17 protein-coding genes are annotated in these 19,351 nt (G+C 67.7%); 9 read left to right on the forward strand and 8 right to left on the reverse strand.

Features of this window, described 5'->3' with window-relative positions; all coding sequences use genetic code 11:
* Window positions 1-105 precede the first annotated feature (105 nt).
* From OV208_RS07810 to OV208_RS07825, 4 genes are all read left to right on the forward strand, one after another.
* On the forward strand, window positions 106-1,092 hold the full coding sequence (locus OV208_RS07810) for a Rieske 2Fe-2S domain-containing protein (protein WP_267573200.1): 987 nt from the start codon (window positions 106-108) through the stop codon (window positions 1,090-1,092).
* Window positions 1,079-1,993 (forward strand): fatty acid desaturase family protein, encoded by a 915-nt coding sequence (locus OV208_RS07815; protein WP_267573201.1) that lies wholly within the window; start codon window positions 1,079-1,081, stop codon window positions 1,991-1,993. Before OV208_RS07810 ends, OV208_RS07815 begins: the two co-directional genes overlap by 14 nt.
* The gene (locus OV208_RS07820; protein ID WP_267573202.1) at window positions 1,986-3,497 is read left to right on the forward strand and encodes a phosphatase PAP2 family protein; all 1,512 of its coding nucleotides are present in this window, start codon (window positions 1,986-1,988) and stop codon (window positions 3,495-3,497) included. The genes OV208_RS07815 and OV208_RS07820 overlap by 8 nt, the downstream gene beginning before the upstream one ends.
* Before the next feature lie 157 nt (window positions 3,498-3,654).
* The gene (locus tag OV208_RS07825; protein WP_267573203.1) at window positions 3,655-4,971 is read left to right on the forward strand and encodes a DUF418 domain-containing protein; all 1,317 of its coding nucleotides are present in this window, start codon (window positions 3,655-3,657) and stop codon (window positions 4,969-4,971) included.
* A 15-nt stretch (window positions 4,972-4,986) separates the two neighbouring features.
* Here OV208_RS07825 and OV208_RS07830 read toward each other — a convergent pair whose 3' ends face one another.
* The 4 genes from OV208_RS07830 to OV208_RS07845 form a co-directional block, all read right to left on the reverse strand.
* Window positions 4,987-5,538, reverse strand: a complete 552-nt coding sequence (locus OV208_RS07830; protein ID WP_267573204.1) for an SgcJ/EcaC family oxidoreductase — start codon at window positions 5,536-5,538, stop codon at window positions 4,987-4,989.
* The gene (locus OV208_RS07835; protein WP_267573205.1) at window positions 5,507-6,187 is read right to left on the reverse strand and encodes an alcohol dehydrogenase catalytic domain-containing protein; all 681 of its coding nucleotides are present in this window, start codon (window positions 6,185-6,187) and stop codon (window positions 5,507-5,509) included. The genes OV208_RS07830 and OV208_RS07835 overlap by 32 nt, the downstream gene beginning before the upstream one ends.
* A gap of 46 nt (window positions 6,188-6,233) precedes the next feature.
* Window positions 6,234-7,316 carry an alpha/beta hydrolase gene (locus tag OV208_RS07840; protein WP_267573206.1) on the reverse strand — a complete coding sequence of 361 codons (1,083 nt, stop codon included), beginning with the start codon at window positions 7,314-7,316 and terminating at the stop codon, window positions 6,234-6,236.
* A 127-nt stretch (window positions 7,317-7,443) separates the two neighbouring features.
* The gene (locus OV208_RS07845) at window positions 7,444-8,676 is read right to left on the reverse strand and encodes an MFS transporter (protein ID WP_267573207.1); all 1,233 of its coding nucleotides are present in this window, start codon (window positions 8,674-8,676) and stop codon (window positions 7,444-7,446) included.
* A 261-nt stretch (window positions 8,677-8,937) separates the two neighbouring features.
* Between OV208_RS07845 and OV208_RS07850 the strand changes: the two genes are divergently transcribed.
* Both OV208_RS07850 and OV208_RS07855 read left to right on the forward strand, forming a co-directional pair.
* Window positions 8,938-9,843, forward strand: coding sequence for a LysR family transcriptional regulator (locus OV208_RS07850; protein WP_267573208.1), 906 nt, complete (start codon window positions 8,938-8,940; stop codon window positions 9,841-9,843).
* Window positions 9,844-10,136: 293 nt separating this feature from the next.
* Complete coding sequence (locus tag OV208_RS07855) at window positions 10,137-11,375, forward strand: type I restriction enzyme HsdR N-terminal domain-containing protein (RefSeq protein ID WP_267573209.1); 1,239 nt, start codon at window positions 10,137-10,139, stop codon at window positions 11,373-11,375.
* A 70-nt stretch (window positions 11,376-11,445) separates the two neighbouring features.
* On the opposite strand, the gene OV208_RS07860 is transcribed toward OV208_RS07855, so the two are convergent.
* Window positions 11,446-12,438, reverse strand: a complete 993-nt coding sequence (locus tag OV208_RS07860; protein WP_267573210.1) for a cysteine synthase A — start codon at window positions 12,436-12,438, stop codon at window positions 11,446-11,448.
* A gap of 21 nt (window positions 12,439-12,459) precedes the next feature.
* On the reverse strand, window positions 12,460-13,413 hold the full coding sequence (coaA, locus tag OV208_RS07865; RefSeq protein WP_267573211.1) for a type I pantothenate kinase: 954 nt from the start codon (window positions 13,411-13,413) through the stop codon (window positions 12,460-12,462).
* Between the two features lie 142 nt (window positions 13,414-13,555).
* Here coaA and OV208_RS07870 point away from each other — a divergent pair, with 142 nt between their 5' ends.
* Window positions 13,556-14,845 carry an OprO/OprP family phosphate-selective porin gene (locus OV208_RS07870; RefSeq protein ID WP_267573212.1) on the forward strand — a complete coding sequence of 430 codons (1,290 nt, stop codon included), beginning with the start codon at window positions 13,556-13,558 and terminating at the stop codon, window positions 14,843-14,845.
* Between the two features lie 207 nt (window positions 14,846-15,052).
* Window positions 15,053-16,012, forward strand: coding sequence for a hypothetical protein (locus tag OV208_RS07875; RefSeq protein ID WP_267573213.1), 960 nt, complete (start codon window positions 15,053-15,055; stop codon window positions 16,010-16,012).
* Between the two features lie 3 nt (window positions 16,013-16,015).
* On the opposite strand, the gene OV208_RS07880 is transcribed toward OV208_RS07875, so the two are convergent.
* Complete coding sequence (locus tag OV208_RS07880; RefSeq protein WP_267573214.1) at window positions 16,016-17,311, reverse strand: ATP-binding protein; 1,296 nt, start codon at window positions 17,309-17,311, stop codon at window positions 16,016-16,018.
* Window positions 17,308-18,009, reverse strand: coding sequence for a glutamine amidotransferase-related protein (locus OV208_RS07885; RefSeq protein WP_267573215.1), 702 nt, complete (start codon window positions 18,007-18,009; stop codon window positions 17,308-17,310). Before OV208_RS07885 ends, OV208_RS07880 begins: the two co-directional genes overlap by 4 nt.
* Window positions 18,010-18,237: 228 nt before the next feature.
* Here OV208_RS07885 and OV208_RS07890 point away from each other — a divergent pair, with 228 nt between their 5' ends.
* Window positions 18,238-19,320 carry a M35 family metallo-endopeptidase gene (locus tag OV208_RS07890; protein ID WP_267573216.1) on the forward strand — a complete coding sequence of 361 codons (1,083 nt, stop codon included), beginning with the start codon at window positions 18,238-18,240 and terminating at the stop codon, window positions 19,318-19,320.
* Window positions 19,321-19,351 lie beyond the last annotated feature (31 nt).

Consider the following 19,351-nt stretch of genomic DNA (forward strand, 5'->3'; position numbering starts at 1 on the left):
CCGGTTCCGCCAGCGTCCTGACAAAACAGGAACCCGCGCGTAAAGCTACCACTCCACCCATCCCCCGTGGCCCTGGGGACACCGGGTCCGCTAGGGTCCATGACCATGGCTGTTCCTGTGCCGGCCGGGGGGGATGCGGCGCGCCTCCCCGGGCCCGTGCGTCCCCGCGCCTGGTACCTCGTGGGTCCTTCCGCATCGCTGCGGCGGGGGCAGGCGAGGGGCGTCCAGTTGGGCGGGCGCGAGCTGGTGGTCTTCCGGAGCGAGACGGGACAGGTGCACGCGCTGGAGGCGCACTGTCCCCACCTGGGGGCCCACCTGAAGCACGGCACCGTCCAGGGCGAGCTGTTGCGCTGTCCCCTGCACCACTGGAGCTTCGACGGGGCGGGCCGTTGCCGCGCCGCGCCGGGTCGGGGTGACGTGTCCCACCTGCCGGGTCCCCAGGCCTTCCCGGTGGAGGAGCGCTTTGGAGGGGTGCTGGTCTTCAACGGTCCCACGGCGCTCTTCCCGCCCCCGGACGTGGGCGGCCCGGAGCACGTCTGGCACGTGGGCCCGCCGGTGACGGTGCGCTGCCCCTGGCTGCCGCTGGTGGCGAATTCGTTCGATCTGGAACACCTGCGCACGGTGCACCACCGCGAACTGTGGGACGTGCCCACGCTGGACACGCCGGATCCGTTCACGCTGCGGCTGCGCTACACGTCGCGGGTCATCGGCACCGGAGCGAGCGACCGACTGATGAAGGCGCTGTCGGGCAATCGCATCCGCGTGACGCTCACGCTGCACGGGGGCACGTTGATGTCGGTGCAGAGCGACCTGGGCCGGGCGCGCGGGATGTTGCTGGCGGGCCTGACTCCGGTACCGGAGGGGGTGTCGGTGCAGCTCGCCGTCGCCGCGAAAAGGGGACGGATTCCGGGCGCGGCGGCCCTGGCGCTCAAGGTGTCCCGGTGGCTGTACACGTCATTCCTGCGCAGGGATTTGTCCGTGCTGGACGGGATGCGCTTCAACGTCGCCACGGCGACCGCGGATCCGGTGATGCGCCAGTTGATCGACTTCGCCATCGGGCTGCCCGAGGACCCGGCCGATGCGCACCGCTGACGTCCCGCCCATCCCGGCCGCGCTCAACGCGCTCCTGCTCGTCGCCGCGATGGGGGCGGGGACCCTGTGCCTGTGGACGGCGTCGCACGCGGAGGCGCTGGCGGTGCGGCTGGTGGCGGCTGCGGTGTTCTCCTACGTGAACAACACGGTGTTCTCGCTGTTGCATGAAGCGACGCACGGGGTGCTGCACCCGTCGAGGCGCGTGAACAACGGGCTCGGGAGATTGGCGGCGACGTTCTTCCCGACGTCGTTCACATTGCAGCGGGCCTTCCACCTGACGCACCACCGCCACAACCGCACCGACCGCGAGCAGTTCGACTACCTGCGGCCGGGCGACCACCGCTGGCTCAAGCGTGCGCAGTGGTACGCCATCCTCACCGGCATCTACTGGGTGTTCGTGCCGGTGGGGGCGCTGGTGTTCGCGCTGGCGCCAGGGTTGTTGAAGCGGCTGCGCGGCCCCGGCACGCGCTACGGAGAGCAGACCGGCGCGGACGCATATCTGGGACGACTGGAAGAGGCACCGGGCGCCCTCATCCGCGCCGAGGTGCTGGGGATGGTGGCCGTGCAGGCGGGGCTGGCGTACGCGTTGGAGCTGACGCCGGCCGGATGGGCGCTGTGCTACGCGGCGTTCGCGGTGAACTGGAGTTCGCTCCAGTACGCGGACCATGCGTGGTCGCCGCTGGACGTGCGCGAAGGTGCCTGGGACCTGCGGGTCGCCGCGCCGTTGCGCTGGGTGTTCCTCAACTACCACTACCACCGAGCACACCACGTACATCCACAGGTACCGTGGCTCTACCTGGGTCGCTACGTGGATGAGAGCGTCCCGCGTCCGGGGTTCCTGCGCATCTGGCTTCAGATGTGGCGGGGACCGCGCCCACTCCCGGAGAAGCGCCATGAGTGACTCCACGGCGCTCTTCGGCTGGCCGGCGTCCGGAGAGCTGAAGCGCACGGGCGCGCTCACGTTCGGCTTCGCGCTGTTCTTCCTGGTGGTCTACGGGGGCGCGAGCTGGGTGACGGGCTTCTATCCTGGCGGCCTGCGGGTGGACCTGCCCATCGAGCAGCACATCCCCTTCATCCCCGGATGGGCCGCCGTCTACGTGAGCATGGACGTGCTGCTGTTGCTGTCCCTGTTCATCTTCCGGACGTGGCGACAGATGCTCCCCTTCGCGCTGGCGCTGTGCGCGCAGACGGTCGTGGGCGCGCTCTGCTTCCTGGTCCTTCCAGTCGAGGTCGCGTGGCCCCCGCGCGCCGTCAGTGGCGGGTGGATGCAGGTCTTCCAGCTCGCGGACACGATGAACCTGGAGCGCAACTACCTGCCCTCGCTCCACGTCGCCTTCGCCTGCACGGCGGCGCTGGCCTACCGCGAGCGATCCGGGCCGGTGGCCCGCGCGGTGTTCGCGCTGTGGGCCCTGGCCATCGCGGCGTCCACGCTGCTCATCCATGAGCACCATCTGGTGGACGTGCTCGCGGGAGCACTGCTGGCGTGGGGCACGTGGCGCGTCGTGGCCCCTCGGGTTCGGGAAGAGAGGTTCCTCGAAGCCGTGCGAGTGGAAGCCCTCTGCGCGAGGGAGCTGTACCGCTTCGCGCGAAGGCATCCGCGTTACGGTCTCATCGCGCTGGCGCTGTATCAGCAGTCGGTGGGGCGCTGGCGCAAGGCACGCAGGGCCCGGGCGGGCTTCTGCTTCCTCCAGTTGGTGGATGACGTGCTGGACGGAGACCGGCCTGTCGAAGGCGAGCCGCTGGATCACATCGACGCGCTCATCGTTCGGCTGGAGACCGGCGCGCCCCACGTCCCGGGAGCATCGTCCGAGTTCCACGACACCGCGACGACGCTGGGGCGGGTCCTTCTCGCGGAACTGACCGACGACCGGGCGCGCGAGCAGGTGCTCGAACTGGTGCGCACGATGCGCAAGGACCGCGAGCGGGTGCGGGACGGACGCTGGTGGGACGCGGCGACGCTCCAGGCACACCTTGCGAACACCTTCCGCCTGTCGGTGGAGCTGATGCTGCATGTCGCGGATGCGAGGGTGCACTCGAACGAAGCCCCTTCCCTGCTCGCGGCGCTGGGCTGGTGTTCCGTGATGCGCGACCTGCGTGAGGACCTGGCCCAGGGGCTCTTCAACGTGCCCGCGGACGTCGCCGCGGAGGTGCGGGCCGGGGGGCACGATCCGGCGGACATGGACGCACTGCTCGCCTCCGAAGCGGGTCGGACCTGGGCGCTCGCCGAGTATCAGCGGGCCCGGGCGCTGCTCGATCGGTCCGCGCTGGAGCTGGCCGCCCTGGAGGGCAGGCCCGGAGCATCGCTGCTTCGCCTCTTCCACCGCTCGGTGGAGTCCTTCTGGGCGAAGAAGCTGCCTCGGAGGATGCCCTTCCTGCGCCAGTCCTCCGTGCTCGGGACCTCTTGAATCCAGTTCATTGAGCCCGCCTGCTCGATGGCGCCAGTCACCGGCGGCTCACACCCGGCATCGTTGGGACACAGGTGAATCCACCCGGGGTGCGGTTCCGAGGGACGGACGAGCGCACGCGTTGACGCGAGGAAGCGGCGGGCATCTGCTGCATGCCATGTCCGACTCCGTTCCAAGCGCGCCAGCTCTCGGTGCCAACGCCCGCCCGGTGGACAGCTCCGAGCGGGTGCTCCTGCTGGACGTGCTGCGGGGCTTCGCGCTGTGCGGCGTCTTCGTCTCCAACAGCTTCGCCTGGTTCAGCGGATTCGTGCTCCTGCCACGCGAGCAATCCCAGGCGCTGACGTCACCTCCGTTAGAGGCCGTCGTCACCGCGCTCTACCACTTCTTCGTGAACCAGAAGTTCGTCACCCTCTTCGCCTTCCTCTTCGGGCTGGGCTTCGCCATCCAGCTCCAGCGCGCCGAGTCCCGGGGCGCCTCCGTCGTCCCGCTGTACTCGCGGCGGTTGCTGGTGTTGCTGGGCATCGGAGTCACGCACCTCGTGGGGCTCTGGCTGGGCGACGTGCTCTCCAGCTACGCGGTGGTGGGCTTCGCGCTGCTGCTCTTCCGCCAGCGCTCGGACCGGACAGTGCTCACGTGGGTGGGCGTGCTGATGTTGGTGGTGCCGGTGTTGGTGCCCGTGCTCCAGCACTACGTCCCCATCCTGTTGCAAGGCGCGGAGGCAGCGGCCCAGGCAGCGAAGGCCCGTGAGGGTTTGGATACCCGGATGAAGGCCCAGCTCCTGGAGGGGCTCTCCAGCGGCTCCTTCTGGACGACGCAGGAAGCGAACGCGCGCTTTCTCACGCACATGCTGCCGCAGACCAAGCGGGTCGTATGGATGGGCGTCATCCTGGGCCGCTTCCTGCTGGGGCTGCTGGCGGGACGGCTCCTGTTGCTTCAGGACGTGGAGCGATACCGCGCCTGGTACCGCAAGATGATCCTCTGGGGCCTGGTGTTCGGAGTGCTGGGCAACGGCACATGGCTGGTCGTGCAGCGCCTGCGGGTGGCGGGGATGTTGGATCCGGAGAAGGACCTCTGGATGTACGCCCTGCCCGCCATCCTGGAGCTGGGCTTCCTGGGGCTGGCTTCGGTGTACATGGCCGCCTTCGCCCTGCTCTTCCAGCGCGAGCGGTGGAAGCGGGTGATGCAGGTCCTGGCCCCGGTGGGCCGCATGGCGCTCACCAACTACCTGCTGCAATCCGTGGTGAGCCTCTGCCTGTATGACGGCTGGGGGCTGGGCCTCATGGGCCGGATGCCGCCGTCACGAAGCGTGGCGCTCGCGCTGGCCGTCTTCGCCCTTCAGATTCCGCTGAGCCACGCGTGGCTGGCGCGCTTCCGCTTCGGCCCGGCCGAATGGTTGTGGCGCTCGCTCACCTACGGCCGGGCACAGCCCCTGCGACTGGGGTCCAAGAAAGTCCCAGCGCAGGTGGCGAGCTGAAGCTCAAGACGCCGCTCAGGCCGTCGCGGGACGCCGACCCCGGCGGCCCAGGAAGAACCCCACCGCGAGGGCGGCGACGGCGACAAGGGCTCCGAATCCCATCGCGGCGTTCTTCACCTTCGTGAGCAGGGGGTTGTCGAACACGTTGGTGGAGTAGTGGAACGCGGCGATGAGCCAGCGGTCGCCCTCCTTCACCAGCGTGCAGGTCCACCGGCCATTGATGACGATGTCGCTGCCATCGCTCAGTTCGTAGTGGTCCAGCGACGAGCCATAAGCGACGCCCGCGTTGCCATACAGCCGGGTGAGCGAGTCCACATCGAACTTCGCCGTCACCTTCTTCACGACGCTGTTCGGACCGCCCAGCATCTGAGCGTAGTAGGCGCGGATGGAGTCCTTGCCCACGCGAACATCGTTGTTCATCGTGGAGAATACGACGTCCGGGTGCAGGTGCGACAGCAGCCGCTCCAGATCCTGCTTGTTGAGCGCGTCCTCCATGTCCTGCTTGATGGCGCGCAGCGCCTGATGCGTCGCCTCATCACCGGAGGCCACCACCGCTGGAGCCGCCACTGGCTCCTGGGCCCCCGCCACCACGGGCACCACGACGAACAGCAACACCAAGAGACCCAGCCGAGTGCGCACCATCGAAGCTCCGTGAAGGAAGAGGCCGCGCAGCATAGTCGACCGGACGCATTCGAGGCGCAAAGTCAGGATGAGGATTGCTGGCGGGCCCGGCTTCAGCGGCGACAGCGGCGAACCAGCCCGTGCCGAGCACGTCGGACGCGGCAAGCAGCGACGGGATCAGCTCCGGGTCGGGATGCGCGGGCGTGGCCACGAGAGCCCCGTCGGCGTAGGGGATGCGGGCCTTCTCGGCCTGGGTGCCGATCGTCTGCGAGACGAACTCGCCGTGCACGCAGCGGGACTGGTACCCGGACTGGCAGATCTCGCAAGTGTTGTCTGAGATCACGAACGACCCGACGACGAAGTCGCCGACCTTGAGGGTCGTCACCTCGTCGCCGATCTCCTCGACGATGCCGACGTACTCATGGCCCATCGGCGTGTGGTTGACGCGCTCGACGCCACGGTAGGGCCACAGGTCCGACCCGCAGATGCAGGTTGCCGTGAGCCGGATGATCGCGTCGGTCGGCTTGAGGATTTTCGGATCCTCGCGCTCCTCGACGCGAACGTCGCCGGGGGCTGCCATCACAATTCCACGCATGGGCGTCTTCTCCTTGTTTCGTGTGCTTTTCCTGACGACGCTTGGGTCACTTCAGGTTGCTCCGGAAGAACGTGGTCAACTTGTCAAAGGGAATGAGGTTGACCCGATCGTAGAGGTCCACGTGACCAGCACCAGGCACGATGACCAGTTCCTTGGGGTCACCGGCAAGCCGGTAGGCCTCGTCGCTGAACTCCCTGGAATGAGCGTTCTCGCCCGCGATGAAGAGCATTGGCCGAGGAGAGATCGTCTCGATGTCCGTGAACGGGTAGAAGTTCATGAACCTGGTGTTGCTGCTGAGCGTCGGATGCGTCGTGGTGTTCGGGTGATGACCCCGCGCAGTGCGGTAGAAGTCGTAGAACTCGCGATCAATCGAAGTTGACTTGTCATCCAGCTCTTCGGGCGTCCCGCTCGTATATCGGGTTTCACCACCCGCGAACTCCACATCGCGCTGTAGCGCGGCCTCCTCGATGAGCTTCTTTCTCTGCTCGAGGGTCACCGAATGCCTGAGCCCGTTGCGGTTGGCAGCGCCCATGTCGTACATGCTGACTGTCGCGATGACCTTGATGCGCGGATCAATTTTGGCCGCACTGATGACGAAGCTCCCGCTGCCGCAGATTCCGATGGCGCCAATCCGCTCCCTGTCGACAAACGGCTGGGTGCGCAGGAAGTCCACTGCGGCGCTGAAGTCCTCGGAATAGATGCCCGGCGCGACAGCATTGCGGGGTTGGCCGTCACTCTCACCCCAAAAAGACAGGTCCAGGGACAGGGTGACGAATCCCTGCTCCGCCATCTTCGTGGCGTAAAGGTTCGCGCTCTGCTCTTTGACGGCACCCATGGGATGTCCGACGACGATCGCCGGAGTCTTCGCGCCGCGATCCAGGCCCTTGGGAACGAACAGGTTCCCTACGACATTCATCTTGTATTGGTTCTTGAAGACGACCTTCTGAACGGTGACTTTGGCGCTCGTGTAGAAGTTGTCCGCGCCGTTGGACGTGTCCCCAGACGCGAGGCCCGGCGTTGGACGCGCCACCAATGCCGAGGGCGATGCGCAGGCCACCAGCCCGGAGAATGAACTGAGCAGGAGTGCACCGAGCAAGGAACGTCGGTGGGTCGCGAGGGGCAGTTTCATTTCTTCATCCTTGTGGGTGTGAGGTTCGGCAGCGTCCAAGTGGTACCGCCCGGCTCCGCCGGAGACTACGCGTCGAACGTGAACGGGCCGTTCAGCGCTCGTTGACGGTGGGCCTTCACGCCTTCCTTCAGACGGCGCTCGCCGGCGATGCCTCGCGGATCTTGGCATCGCCAACGCGGGCATTTCTCGACGCCCGGATGGCCAGGAGGGCCGCGCCCCCGAGCAGTGCGGCGCTCACCGCGAACGTGCTCTGGTAGCCGCTGCGGTCGAACACCAGCCCTCCGAGCGAGGCGCCAACCGTGATGGCGAGCTGGATGGCGGCGACCATGAGGCCACCGCCAGCCTCCGCGTCGCGTGGCAGCGTGCGGCTGAGCCACGTCCACCACGCGACCGGCGACGCCGTGCCAATGAGCCCCCACCCCGCGAGGAGGACGGCCGTTGCCGCGAGGGAGCGGCCGAAGACGACGAGCGCGACCGCGAGGACGGCCATCGCCACCGGCGCGGCGATGAGCACCGCGGACAGCCGCCTGGCCACGAGGAACCCGATGAGATACGTGCCCAGGAGCCCCGCGGTGCCCATCCCCAACAGGACCAGCGAGAGGGTGGACACTCCGACCCGCGTGACCGTCTCCAGGAAGGGACGCAGGTATGTGAAGAGGGCGAACTGGCCCATGAAGAAGAGCGTGACCGCCAAGATGCCCCACAGCGCCTTGGGGCGTCGAAGGAGGGCGAACGTGCTCGGAGGCGGCGCGGCGCGCTCCGTGGGCATCGGGGGCAAGGTGAAGAACTGCCACACGAGGGTGATGGCCGCGAGAGGAACGACTGCGAAGAACGCACCACGCCACCCGATGTACTGGCCCAGGAAGCTGCCGAGCGGCGCCGCGATGGTGGTCGCCAGCGCGTTGCCACCGTTCAGCAGGGCGAGCGCACGCGGCACGTCACCCTCGGGGACCAGCCGCATGACGGTGGCCGCCGACAACGACCAGAAGCCGCCGATGACGATGCCAATGAGCGCACGGCCCAGCATGAGCACGGTGAAGCTCGGCGCCAGGGCGGTCACGAGTCCCGAAGCCAGCATCACGCCAGTGAGGCCGAGGAGCAGCTTCCGGCGGTCGACGGACCTGGCTGCGGACGCGATGAAGAGGCTCGTCAGCACGGCGAAGAGGCCGGACACGGCGATCGCCTGGCCGGCGCGGCCTTCGCTCTGGTGGAGGTCCGACGCGATGGGCGTCAGGAGGCTCACCGGCATGAACTCGGACGCGACGAGCGTCGAGACGCACAGGGTGAGCGCGAACACGGCGCTCCATGACGCGGAGCGCGGGGCCGGCGCCACGGGCGCACCGGCGAGTTGAATGGACATGATTCTCTCTCAGGGTATGGGGCGCGCTCGAAGGCCTCGACGTCTGTGTCGGGCCGTCTTCAGCGACACCATGTCGATGACGCGGTGGTGGCGAACGTCCTGGTCAAGGACTATGCGGCGCACCCTCCGGGGACTAGACGCGAAGAGCGAACAGGCTGTTAAGCAGGAGTTGATGGTGTCCCGGCGCTCTGCCGAAAGTGGCCATGCTCGCTCGCAAGGTCGTCACGGCACGCACACCGGCACTTCAGGGGAACCCCTGCAATGAAGACAGTCCTCTTCCAGCAGCTCCACGTGTTCCTTGCCGTCGCGCGTCTCCAGAGCTTCCGTGGCGCGGCGCGCGAGCTCGGCGTCTCCACGGCAGCCGTGAGCCAGTCGGTGCGGCAGTTGGAGGAGCATCTGCGCATGGTCCTGCTCAACCGCACCTCGCGCAGCGTGGCCCTGACGGACGCGGGGCGGAGGCTAGTGGAGGAGGCCGGTCCGGGCCTTGCCCAAGCCGCTGCCGCCCTCCACGGGGCCTCGGCCCAGCCCGGGGAGGCCGTCGGACGGCTGAAGCTGTCCGTGCCACGAGCGGCGGTGCCCCTCCTCATCGCGCCCGTGCTGCCAGCATTCCGGGTGCGATACCCCCGCGTGGAGGTGGACGTCGTCGTCGAGCAGCGCCTCGTCGACATCGTCGCGGACGGCTACGACGCCGGCGTGCGCCTGAGCGAGACCATTGAGCGCGACATGGTGCACGTGCGCCTGACCGACGCCTTCCGCTTCGTGGTGGTGGGAACACCGGCCTACCTTGAGAAGCACGGCCTCCCAGAGCGCCCCGAGGACCTGCTCCAGCACGAATGCATCGTCCTGCGCTCACAGACGACCGGGACTCCCTATGCCTGGGAGCTGGAGCGCGGAAGCAAGACATGGCGCGTCCCGGTGCATGGCGGTGTCGCCACCAACGACGAGATGGCCGGCGTGGAACTCGCCGCCAGGGGCGTGGGGCTGGCTTACGCCCTGGAGCCAGTCGTCCAGGAGCATCTGCAGTCCGGACGACTCGTGCGGGTGCTGGAGGACTACGCGCCCACCGTGCCTGGCTTCTTCCTCTACTACCCCAGCCGCGCACAGCGCTCGCAGCCCTTGCGCCTCTTCATTGAGGCAGCCAAGGAGCTGGCCGGCAGGACGAATTGACGCGCTCGCAGTCTTGCCACGACGTGACCAGCGCGTCGCGGATGGCCCGGCGCTCACCCTCTCGACCTCCTCCAACGAAAGCCCGGCGTGTTGCCCTCCAGCAGGGAGCAGGACTCGCTGGACCGGGTCCTCCCGCGTCATGAGACCTCCTCGCCCCAGGCACCCATCGCAGCATCAGGATCACTCCGAGGTGGTATGGACAAGGGTGATCGAAAGTACTGTAGTACTGAAAGTTGCCAGACTTTTCGCAGTACTGGCCCGACTCAAGTTCGACGGAATGCAGGGGGAATACCGTGGACGCGAATCAATTGCTGGAGCTGGTCAAGCGCTATCAGGAATCCAAGGCCTTCATCACCAATGAGGAGACCGCCAAGCTCGCGCTGGTGGTTCCATTCATCCGATTGCTTGGCTACGACCCCGGTTTTCCGCGTGAGGTCCGCCTGGAGTACGCGGCTGACTTCGTCCAGGGTGACGGGAAGAAGCTCCCGGACCGTATGGACTTCGCCATCTTTGACCAGAGCGGCGCGAAGCCTCTCATCGTCATCGAGACCAAACCCCTGGGCACGGACCTCAAGTCGCGCGCCCAGCAACTGGCGCGCTACCTCTCCCAGCTCCCGGAGCTCCATTTCGGCATCATCACGGATGGGTGCCACTATCTCTTCTTCGGAGATCTGGAAAACCCCAACGTGATGGACCCGGAGCCCTTCTTCACGTTCTCCCTGGAGGACACGAAGTCTGACTGGGCGAAGGTCGCGAAGTTCCTGTCCAAGTTCAGCCGTGAGTCGTTCAACGCGACGACGTTGATCACCGACGCGGAGAACAGCCGATATCGCCAGAGCATGATCGACAAGCTCTCCGCCGTATTGAAGGCACCCGGCGAGAACGAAGGCTTCCTCAAGTGGCTCACCGAAGACATCTACAAGGGCAAGCGAACGACCGCGGTAATGGAGCGCCTCGGTGAAGTCGCGAAGGAGGCCATCGAGCCCACCCTTCTGCGGGTGATGGGCGATGACTTCCTCAACAAGCTGAAGGAGCGCATCCAGCGGCTGAACGAAGGCACGGAGCCTTCGGTTGCCTCGGAAGGCCCCAACGTCGTGAAGGTGGACAGCGCCAGACCGTTCGACACGGAACCGCGCACCCCGGGCGACGAGAAGGCGCGAGCCACAATCGATACCACCGAAGAGGAGATGGCCTTCTTCAGCGTCGTCCGGGATATCTGCGGCAAGAATGGCCACTCGGCGGAGGACATCCTCTACCGAGACACCTCGAGTTACTTCAACGTGTCCTTCAAGAAGCCCACGAAGTGGTTCGTGAGGTTCTTCGGCAATGGCAAACGCAAGAGCATTGTCACCTGGGTGCCCGTTGAAGAGGCCAGGACCCTTGCGACGGGGTTCGAGGTCGAGGCAGCACCCGCGGCCTTCGGCCTGAGCCGGGTCTACATCGAGACGATTCCGCAGATCTGGGCGCTCAAGACCCTGATTGCACGGAGCCTGGAGCTGTCCCTCACGGTCAAGGATGAGGCCAGCCCGTAACCCGCGGAGCCCAAGGCACCACTCGAGGTTGTCTCCAGTCTGTAGACGACAACCTCGACGCCCCGGAACCTCAACCCACCGGCAGCGGCTTCACCGTGAGCTGCTTGGACGCCAGGAACTCCGGGTTGAACACCTTCGACGCGTACCGGCTGCCGTGGTCACACAGGAACGTAACGATGCGCAGCCCCTGCCCCGCGTGCTGCCGGGCCACCTCCCAGGCGGCGCGCACGTTGATGGCCGCGGAGGTGCCCACCACCAGCGCGTCCTCGCGCGCCAGGTGGTACAGCATCTCCAGCATGTCCTGGTCCTCCAGGCGCATCGCCTCATCCACGCGCGCCTGCCGGAAGTTCTCCGTCAGCCGCATGATGCCAATGCCTTCCGTGATGGAGTTCCCCGTCGTCTCCAGCTTCCCCGTGCGCACCTGGCTGTAGAGCCCCGACCCCGGCGGATCCACCAGCACCACGCGCAGCGCCGGGTTCTTCTCCTTCAGGTAGCGGCTCGTCCCAGACAGCGTCCCGCCGCTGCCCACCGACGCCACCAGCACATCCACCTTCCCCTCCGCCTGCTCCCAGATCTCCGGGCCCGTCGTCTCGTAATGGTAGTCGCCGTTCGCCGTGTTCTCGAACTGGTTCATCCACGCCCAGCCGTGCTCCTCCGCCAGCACGCGCGCCTGATGGAAGAAGTGGGACGGGTTGGAGAACGCCACCGCCGGCACGCGCCGCACCTCCACGCCCATCGCCTCCAGCAACTCGTATTTCTCCCGCGCCTGGTTGTCCGGCATCGTCACCACCACGCGGTAGCCCCGCTCGCGCCCTAACAACCCCAGACCAATGCCGGTGTTGCCCGCGGTGCCTTCCACAATCGTGCCTCCGGGCTTCAACTGTCCGGACGCCTCCGCGCGCTGGATCATCCCCTTCGCGGCCCGGTCCTTGATGCTGCCGCCGGGATTCATGAACTCCGCCTTGGCGACGATGTCACAACCCGTCTGCCTGCTGAGTGAACCAATGCGCAACAGCGGCGTGTTGCCCACCGCGTCCCAGAGCGAACCCAATCGTGGAGCCATGTCTGTGTTTCCCATTGCCGCCTACAGCTTGCGCATGCGCACGCGGCGGACCTTGTGGTCGTTGCCCTTCACCAGGATGAGCCGCGCGCGCGAACGCGTGGGGGCGATATTCTGTGCCAGGTTCGGCCCGTTGATCTCCGCCCACACCGACGCCGCCCGCGCCACCGCCTGTTCCCGCGTCAGCTCCGTGAAGCGCCGGAAGAAGGAGCGCTCGTCGTGGAACGCCGTCTCCCACAAGTGCAGGAAGCGCTCCACGTACCAGTGCCGGATGTCCGTCTCCGGCGCGTCCACGTAGATGGAGAAGTCGAAGAAGTCCGACAGGAACGTCTGCGGCAACTGCCCCCCTTCCACCAGGCCCGTCTGCAGGACGTTGAGCCCTTCCAGGATGAGGATGTCCGGCTGACGGATGGTCCGCGCCTCCTCCGGGACGATGTCGTAGACGAGGTGCGAATACACCGGCGCCGTCACCTCCTCCTTCCCCGCCTTCAGCTCCGCGAGGAAGCGCACCAGCCCGCGTCGATCGTAGCTCTCCGGGAAACCCTTGCGGTTCATGATGCCCCGCTCGGTCAGCACCCGGTTGGGGAACAGGAACCCATCCGTGGTCACCAGCTCCACGCGCGGATGATCCGGCCAGCGCGCCAGCAACGCCTGAAGGATGCGCGCCGTGGTGCTCTTGCCCACCGCCACGCTGCCCGCGATGGCGATGATGAAGGGCACCTTGCGCCCCGAATATCCCAGGAACGCCTGCTGCGCCGCCCACAGCGACTGCGCCGACGCCACCTGCAGGTGCAAGAGGCGCGACAGCGGCAGATAGACATCCACCACCTCGTCGATGTCCAGCCGATCGCCCAGGCCCCGCAGCTTCTCCACCTCCTCCGCCGTCAACGTCATGGGCGTGGAAGCCCGCAACTCCCGCCACGCGTCGCGGTCGAGGTCGACGTACATGGATGCGGCGCGGGGCTTGGTCGCGGACATGCTCCCCAGCATGAACCAGACCTGCATGGATCCGGCAAGTGAACGTGACAACAGGAGCACCCGGAGTGCTTGACAGCACGGCCCGCCCCTCGCAACGTCCGCCGCCGCCCCCTGGGCGCGCCCCCCTGCCCGAGGTCCTCGCGTGTCCGTTGTCCCCGGCTCCACCCTCCTTGTCGTCACCGGCCTGCTGCTCGCCGCCCCCTGTGTCAGCGCCCAGCCCGCGCCCCCCGAACCCTCCCCGGCACCGGAGGCCCCGCGCATCCAGCTGTCGGAAGAGGGCTTCTCCCTGTCCTCGGCGGACAAGGCCTTCGTGGTGAAGTTTCGCGGGCAGCTCCAGGCGGACGGGCGCTTCTTCTTTGATGATCCGGAGCACACCGGCACCAACACCTTCGTCATGCGGCGTGTGCGCCCCATGCTGGAAGGGACGTTCTTCGGCTTCGTCGACTTCCGCTTCATGCCGGACTTCGGAAGCATGCAGCCGCTCGTGCAGGACGCGTGGATCGACTTCCACCCGAGCGACAAGCTCCGCCTGCGCGCCGGCAAGTTCAAGACGCCCTTCGGACTGGAGCTGCTCCAGGCCGCGGTCAACACGCCCTTCATCGAACGCTCGCTCACGGTGGACCTGGTCCCCATCCGCGACGTGGGCCTGGAGCTGCACGGAGACGTGCTCGGCGGACGGGTGCAGTACTCGATCGCGGCGCTCAACGGCGAGGCGGACGGCGTGAGCTCCGACCTCAACACCGACGACAGCTTCGACCTGGCCGCGCGGCTCTTCGTCCAACCCTTCAAGCCGGGCGGCCCCTCCCTGCTCAAGGGCCTGGGCGTGGGCTTCGCGGTGACGCGGGGCCAGCAGTTCGGCACGTCCTCCAACTCCGGCGTGTCCGTCCTTCGCAGCACCGGCCAGGAGATCATCTTCAGCTACCTGAGCGGCACGGCCGCCGGCACCACCGTCACGGCGCACGGCGAACACCTGCGCTTCGCGCCCCAGGGGTACTTCTACAAGGGCCCGCTGGGACTGCTCGCGGAGTACGTGAGCTCCACGCAAGAGGTGCAGCTGGGGGACGCGCGCGCACGGCTGCGCCACCATGCGTGGCAGGCCCTGGCGTCGTGGGTGGTGTTCGGCGGGGACGCCGCGTACGACGGCGTCAAGCCGACCACGCCCTTTGATCCGGAGACGGGCCAGGGCGGCGCGCTGGAGGTGGCGGTGCGCTACCACGCGCTGGACCTGGACGACGACGCCTTCCCCCTCTTCGCGAATCCCACGCAGTCGGTGAGCGCGGCGAAGGGCTTCGGCGTGGGCGCCAACTGGTACTTCAACAAGCGCGTGCGCTTCGGCGCCAACTTCCACCGCACGAACTACGAGGGCGGCGCACCCACCGGCGACCGCGCCCCGGAGAACGTCCTGCTGACCCGGTTCCAGGTCGCCTTCTAGGTTCGCCGCGCCTTCGCGCTGACGCTCGGCGTCACGCGGGCTTCGACCTGCTGCGTCTTGAAGCCCGCACACAACCTGGATGACGCTCGCGTCCGCCGTGACGTGCAGCCCTTCGCCCAGGGGCCCCCGCCACGGGCCCCCCCGCCGAGAGGACGCATGCCCGCGAACGTGTTCCCGCAGCGCCCGCCGTCTGTCCGGATGCGCTCCATGTCGAAGTGGCTTCCCCGCGCCGCGATGGTGGCCCTGCTGGGCCTGACCGCGCCCGCGACCGCGCAGCAACCCGAGCCCCCCATTACGGAGAACGTGCCGCCCCCGGTGCTGCTGCCGCCGATGCCGGAGCGCCGCGTCTACTTCACCACCCTCAACGTGTTCCGCTACAACCCGCTGGGGCTCGAATCGCAGAACAGGCTCGTCTACCAGAAGCGGCTCTTCGATAGCCCGTCCTTGCTCTTGCGCGACACGTACGCGAGCGCCGCCGCGGGCCTCAAGCTGAGCCCGGCGTTCTTCAAGGTGGGGCCCATCGTGGAGCTCCAGCCCGTGGCGGTGTTCAACCTCCGCGCCGGCTACGAGTACGTGCAGTTCTTCGGCACCTTCGGCAGCGTCCAGTCGTACCCGGACTCGTTCCAGAACTACGACGACGACGTGCGCGACGTGACGAACGACCAGGCCTACGGCACCTCCGGCCACCACTTCTTCCTGGAGCCCACGCTCCAGGCGAAGGTGAAGTCGGTGGCGCTGCGCACGAAGATGGCCTTCGAGTACTGGAACGTGGACCTGCGCGACGGCGGTCCGCGCGGCACCTTCTACGACCCGACGCTGGACACACTGGTGCCCGGCAAGGGCTGGGTGCTCGCCAACGACACGGACGTCATCTGGATGAACGGCCGCTGGACGCTGGGCGCACGCTTCTCCGCGGTGTGGCCGAGCTACGATGATGACGCCAACGCCGTGGAGCCGCTGCCCGGCCGCACCCTGCCCACGAACAGCCACATGCGCGTGGGCCCCATCGTCGCGTATGCCTTCGACACCCGCCCGGGCGGCTTCATGAACAAGCCCACCGCGCTGCTCATCGCCGGCTGGTACCTCACGCACGAGAACCGCACCAGCGCCATGCCCTACCTGCTGGCCGGCTTCTCCTTCAGCACCGAGCTGCTCGCCGGCCGCTGAGTCTCACCCGAAACCCTGGGCGCGCAGCACCGCGCCCAGGGGCAGGGCCTTCTCGCGCCAGGCGTCGAACAGGCGCGACGCCACCTCGGGCGACGGCTGCGTCCAGCGCCAGGCTCCGCGCCCCGCGCCTCCTTCGCACCGGATCAACGACGTGCGGAGGTCTTCCGCGTCGCGGAAGGACAGGTGCTCGAACAGCAGGGGGTTCTGGCTGGTGAGGAACGCCTGACGTTCGCCCACGTCCTTCACGCACGCCTCCACCAGCTCTGGAGGCAGTCCGGCCGGCAGCTCGTCCGCGATGACGAACGCGTCGTGGACATCCAGGTAGTACAGGAAGGACAACAGCCGCCGCTGGCCGTATCCCAACTGCTCCTGGGACACCGGCGTGCCGTCCGGGCGCACGAACGCGAAGCGGAAGCCGCTGAAGCCCAGCCGTCCGCCCTGGGACAGGGGCGTCGTCTCCGTCACGTCCACCGTGAGCGTGCCCGACGCGAACCCCGCCAGCGTCACGAAGCGCGCGAGGAAGCTTCGCGGCAGCGTTTCGTGGCGGAACATCAGCGTCGGGGGCAGCGGCTCGTGCTCCACCTGCTCGCGCAGCCACCCGGGCATCCACGTGGGCAGGGCCATGAGCCCCAGCGGAAACAGGTCCTCGCCCCGCCGCTCCATCGCGTAGCGGATGGCGCCGATGCGCTCGAACATCCCCAGCGCTTCGTCGAAGCGCGGCGGCGCCAGCAGGAACGTGCGGCGCAGGAGCTCCTTCAGCCGGTCCTTCACGCCGCGCTCCAGGTACTGCGCGGCCATGAAGAGCAGCGTCCATACGGAGCGGTCCAACACCGACCAGTGCATGCGCTTGGCGAAGCCCGCCGCGCCATCCACCTCGCATGCGAAGCCGGTGGCGCTCGCGCGCATCACCAGCCGCACGTCCTCCGCCGCGTCCCAGCGCACCGTCGCCACGATGGAGGGCATCAGCCCGTGCGCGAGCCCCGAGGGCGGCAGGGCCAGCGCCGCCCCCGGCCCCGCATCCGAGCCCGTGCCCGTCGTGGCGGGCAGCGCGGTGGGAGGTTCGTTGCGCACCGCCACGTCCACCGTCAGCGCGTCGAAGCGCAGCGAGTAGTCCAGCGAGAACGGCTCGCGCAAGAGCCCGGAGAAGTCCGAGCACACCACCGTGGACACCAGCTCCAGGAGCGTGGTGCGACCACTGCCCATCCCCCCCACCACCACGTTGAGCGCGGGCCCGAACGTCAGCAGCGTGTCCGGCGCGAGTTCGCGGTAGTGATGGACGTGCAGACAGGTCAGCTTCATGGCGCGCGCAGCCCCTTCGCCAGCTCATGCGCCAGCCGCTGCAACAGCTGCGTGTTCTCCGCCTCCGCTGACTTCAGCCTGGGCAGCTGCGACTTCAACTCCTCCAGGTCCTTGCCGCGCGTGACGAGGTCCTCCGCGCACAGCTCCAGCCAGCGCCCCAGCTCCTTCGCCGTCAGCTCCAGGTGGAACTGGAAGCCGTAGGACTTCCCCAGCCGGAACGCCTGCTGCGTGTAGCGGTCCGTGGACGCCAGCAACGTCGCCCCCGGCACCGGCGTGTATGTGTCCCCATGCCAGTGGGCCACCGCCGTGCGCGCCTTCGCGCCCGCCACCACCGGGTCCTTCAGCGCGTCCTGCGTCCAGCGCACCGGGCCCACCCCCACCTCGAAGCCATTCTTGCCCGGCGACACCTGGGCGCCCGCCGCCGCCGCCAACAGCTGCGCGCCCAGACAGACACCCACGCACGCGCGGTCATTCGCCAGCCGCTCTCCCAGCAACGCCAGCTCATCGTTCAGGAAGGGATGGGCGTCCGCCTCGTACACGCCCATGGGTCCGCCCATCACCACCACCAGCGGTGCGTCCACGTCCTCGCGCCGCACCGTCCGGAACCTTCGCACCAGGGTGAAACCCGCCGCCTCCAGCACGGGCCCCAGGAGCCCCGGACCCTCGTGCTCCTCATGTTCGAACACCACCGCGCGCATCGTCCGACACCTCGTTCCTTCGGCCGCGAACCAACGCCCCTTGCCGCATGAAGCCTAACGCCCCACGCCACCCCGGGCCGCACCGCGGCGAGAAACGGAATAGTGGGGAGGTGTTTATTTCACAGTATTTCGTGCCATCATCACCGGGCCCGTCTTCCCCTATAAGTGTGAGGACCCGGGCATTCCCCCTGGTGTTCGCTGCGTCGTTTTTCCGAAAGGAAGTTCCTCGTGAGCAAGAGCCTTCGTGGTTTCAAGTGGCTGGTGGGCACTGCGGTTGGCGTTTCCCTGCTGGGTGCCTGCGGCGCTCCGGTTGAGGGTGAGACCTCGCAGCCCGAGGCCACCGAGCAGGTCCAGGGCGCGCTGACGGCGACGGTGTCCGTCGCCAAGGCCTCCATGGCGGCGAGCGACACGGTGACGGTGCAGGTGACGCTGACCAACACCTCCTCCACGCCGGTCAGCATCCAGAAGTGGGAAGCGCCGGGCGAGGGCCTCACGGAGGGTCGCCTGTCCGTGCTGCGCGATGGCGAGTCCGTGGCCTACACCGGCGCGCACTACAAGCGCGTGCTGGGCCGCCCCGAGGACATCATCACCATCGCCCCCGGCCAGAGCATCTCCGGCCCGGTGGTGGTCTCCGACGCGTATGACCTGTCCCAGACGGGCACCTACGCCATCCGCTACGAGCTGGAGGCGCGCTCGAGCGTGACGGCGCTGTCCTCCAACGAGGTCAGCCTCTTCATCGAAGGCCGTCGCAACAGCCGCGACGGGGTGGAGGCGATGGGCCAGGTGACGGGTGAGAGCCTGGCGTACTCCGGCGCGTGCACCGCGTCCGAGCAGACCTCCATCTCCACCGCGTTCAACAGCGCGAAGACCTACTCCACCAACTCCCTCACGTACCTGAACGGGACGCCGTCCGCGACCACGCGCTTCACCACGTGGTTCGGCACGTACTCCACCACCAACTGGAGCACCATCAAGACGCACTTCAGCAAGATCAAGACCGCGTTCGACTCCGCAGCCGTCGTGGTGGACTGCAGCTGCAACGAGAGCGGCACGTACGCCTACGTGTACTCGAACGCGCCGTACAAGATCTACGTGTGCGGCGCCTTCTGGAGCGCGCCCAACACGGGCACGGACTCGCGCGCCGGCACGCTGGTCCACGAGATGAGCCACTTCACCGTCGTGGCCGGCACGGGTGACAACGCCTACGGCCAGACCGCGGCCAAGGCCCTGGCGAAGTCCAACCCCACGAAGGCGCGCGCCAACGCGGACAGCCACGAATACTTCACGGAGAACACCCCGTCGCTGCCGTAAGGTGACGCAGGTCCGTTGACCGGGGGACGCG

It is taken from the genome of Corallococcus sp. bb12-1 (genome assembly GCF_026626765.1).
GTDB lineage: Bacteria > Myxococcota > Myxococcia > Myxococcales > Myxococcaceae > Corallococcus > Corallococcus terminator.

Bases quoted from the DNA above. Each gene is read 5' to 3' on its own strand.
- OV208_RS07860 (WP_267573210.1), bottom strand. From the start codon at position 12,438: ATGGCTCCACGATTGGGTTCGCTCTGGGACGCGGTGGGCAACACGCCG.
- OV208_RS07835 (WP_267573205.1), bottom strand. From the start codon at position 6,187: ATGCGTGGAATTGTGATGGCAGCCCCCGGCGACGTTCGCGTCGAGGAG.
- OV208_RS07875 (WP_267573213.1), top strand. From the start codon at position 15,053: ATGTCGAAGTGGCTTCCCCGCGCCGCGATGGTGGCCCTGCTGGGCCTG.
- OV208_RS07885 (WP_267573215.1), bottom strand. From the start codon at position 18,009: ATGCGCGCGGTGGTGTTCGAACATGAGGAGCACGAGGGTCCGGGGCTC.
- OV208_RS07815 (WP_267573201.1), top strand. From the start codon at position 1,079: ATGCGCACCGCTGACGTCCCGCCCATCCCGGCCGCGCTCAACGCGCTC.
- OV208_RS07850 (WP_267573208.1), top strand. From the start codon at position 8,938: ATGAAGACAGTCCTCTTCCAGCAGCTCCACGTGTTCCTTGCCGTCGCG.
- OV208_RS07820 (WP_267573202.1), top strand. From the start codon at position 1,986: ATGAGTGACTCCACGGCGCTCTTCGGCTGGCCGGCGTCCGGAGAGCTG.
- OV208_RS07845 (WP_267573207.1), bottom strand. From the start codon at position 8,676: ATGTCCATTCAACTCGCCGGTGCGCCCGTGGCGCCGGCCCCGCGCTCC.
- OV208_RS07840 (WP_267573206.1), bottom strand. From the start codon at position 7,316: ATGAAACTGCCCCTCGCGACCCACCGACGTTCCTTGCTCGGTGCACTC.
- OV208_RS07810 (WP_267573200.1), top strand. From the start codon at position 106: ATGGCTGTTCCTGTGCCGGCCGGGGGGGATGCGGCGCGCCTCCCCGGG.
- OV208_RS07825 (WP_267573203.1), top strand. From the start codon at position 3,655: ATGTCCGACTCCGTTCCAAGCGCGCCAGCTCTCGGTGCCAACGCCCGC.
- OV208_RS07880 (WP_267573214.1), bottom strand. From the start codon at position 17,311: ATGAAGCTGACCTGTCTGCACGTCCATCACTACCGCGAACTCGCGCCG.
- coaA (WP_267573211.1), bottom strand. From the start codon at position 13,413: ATGTCCGCGACCAAGCCCCGCGCCGCATCCATGTACGTCGACCTCGAC.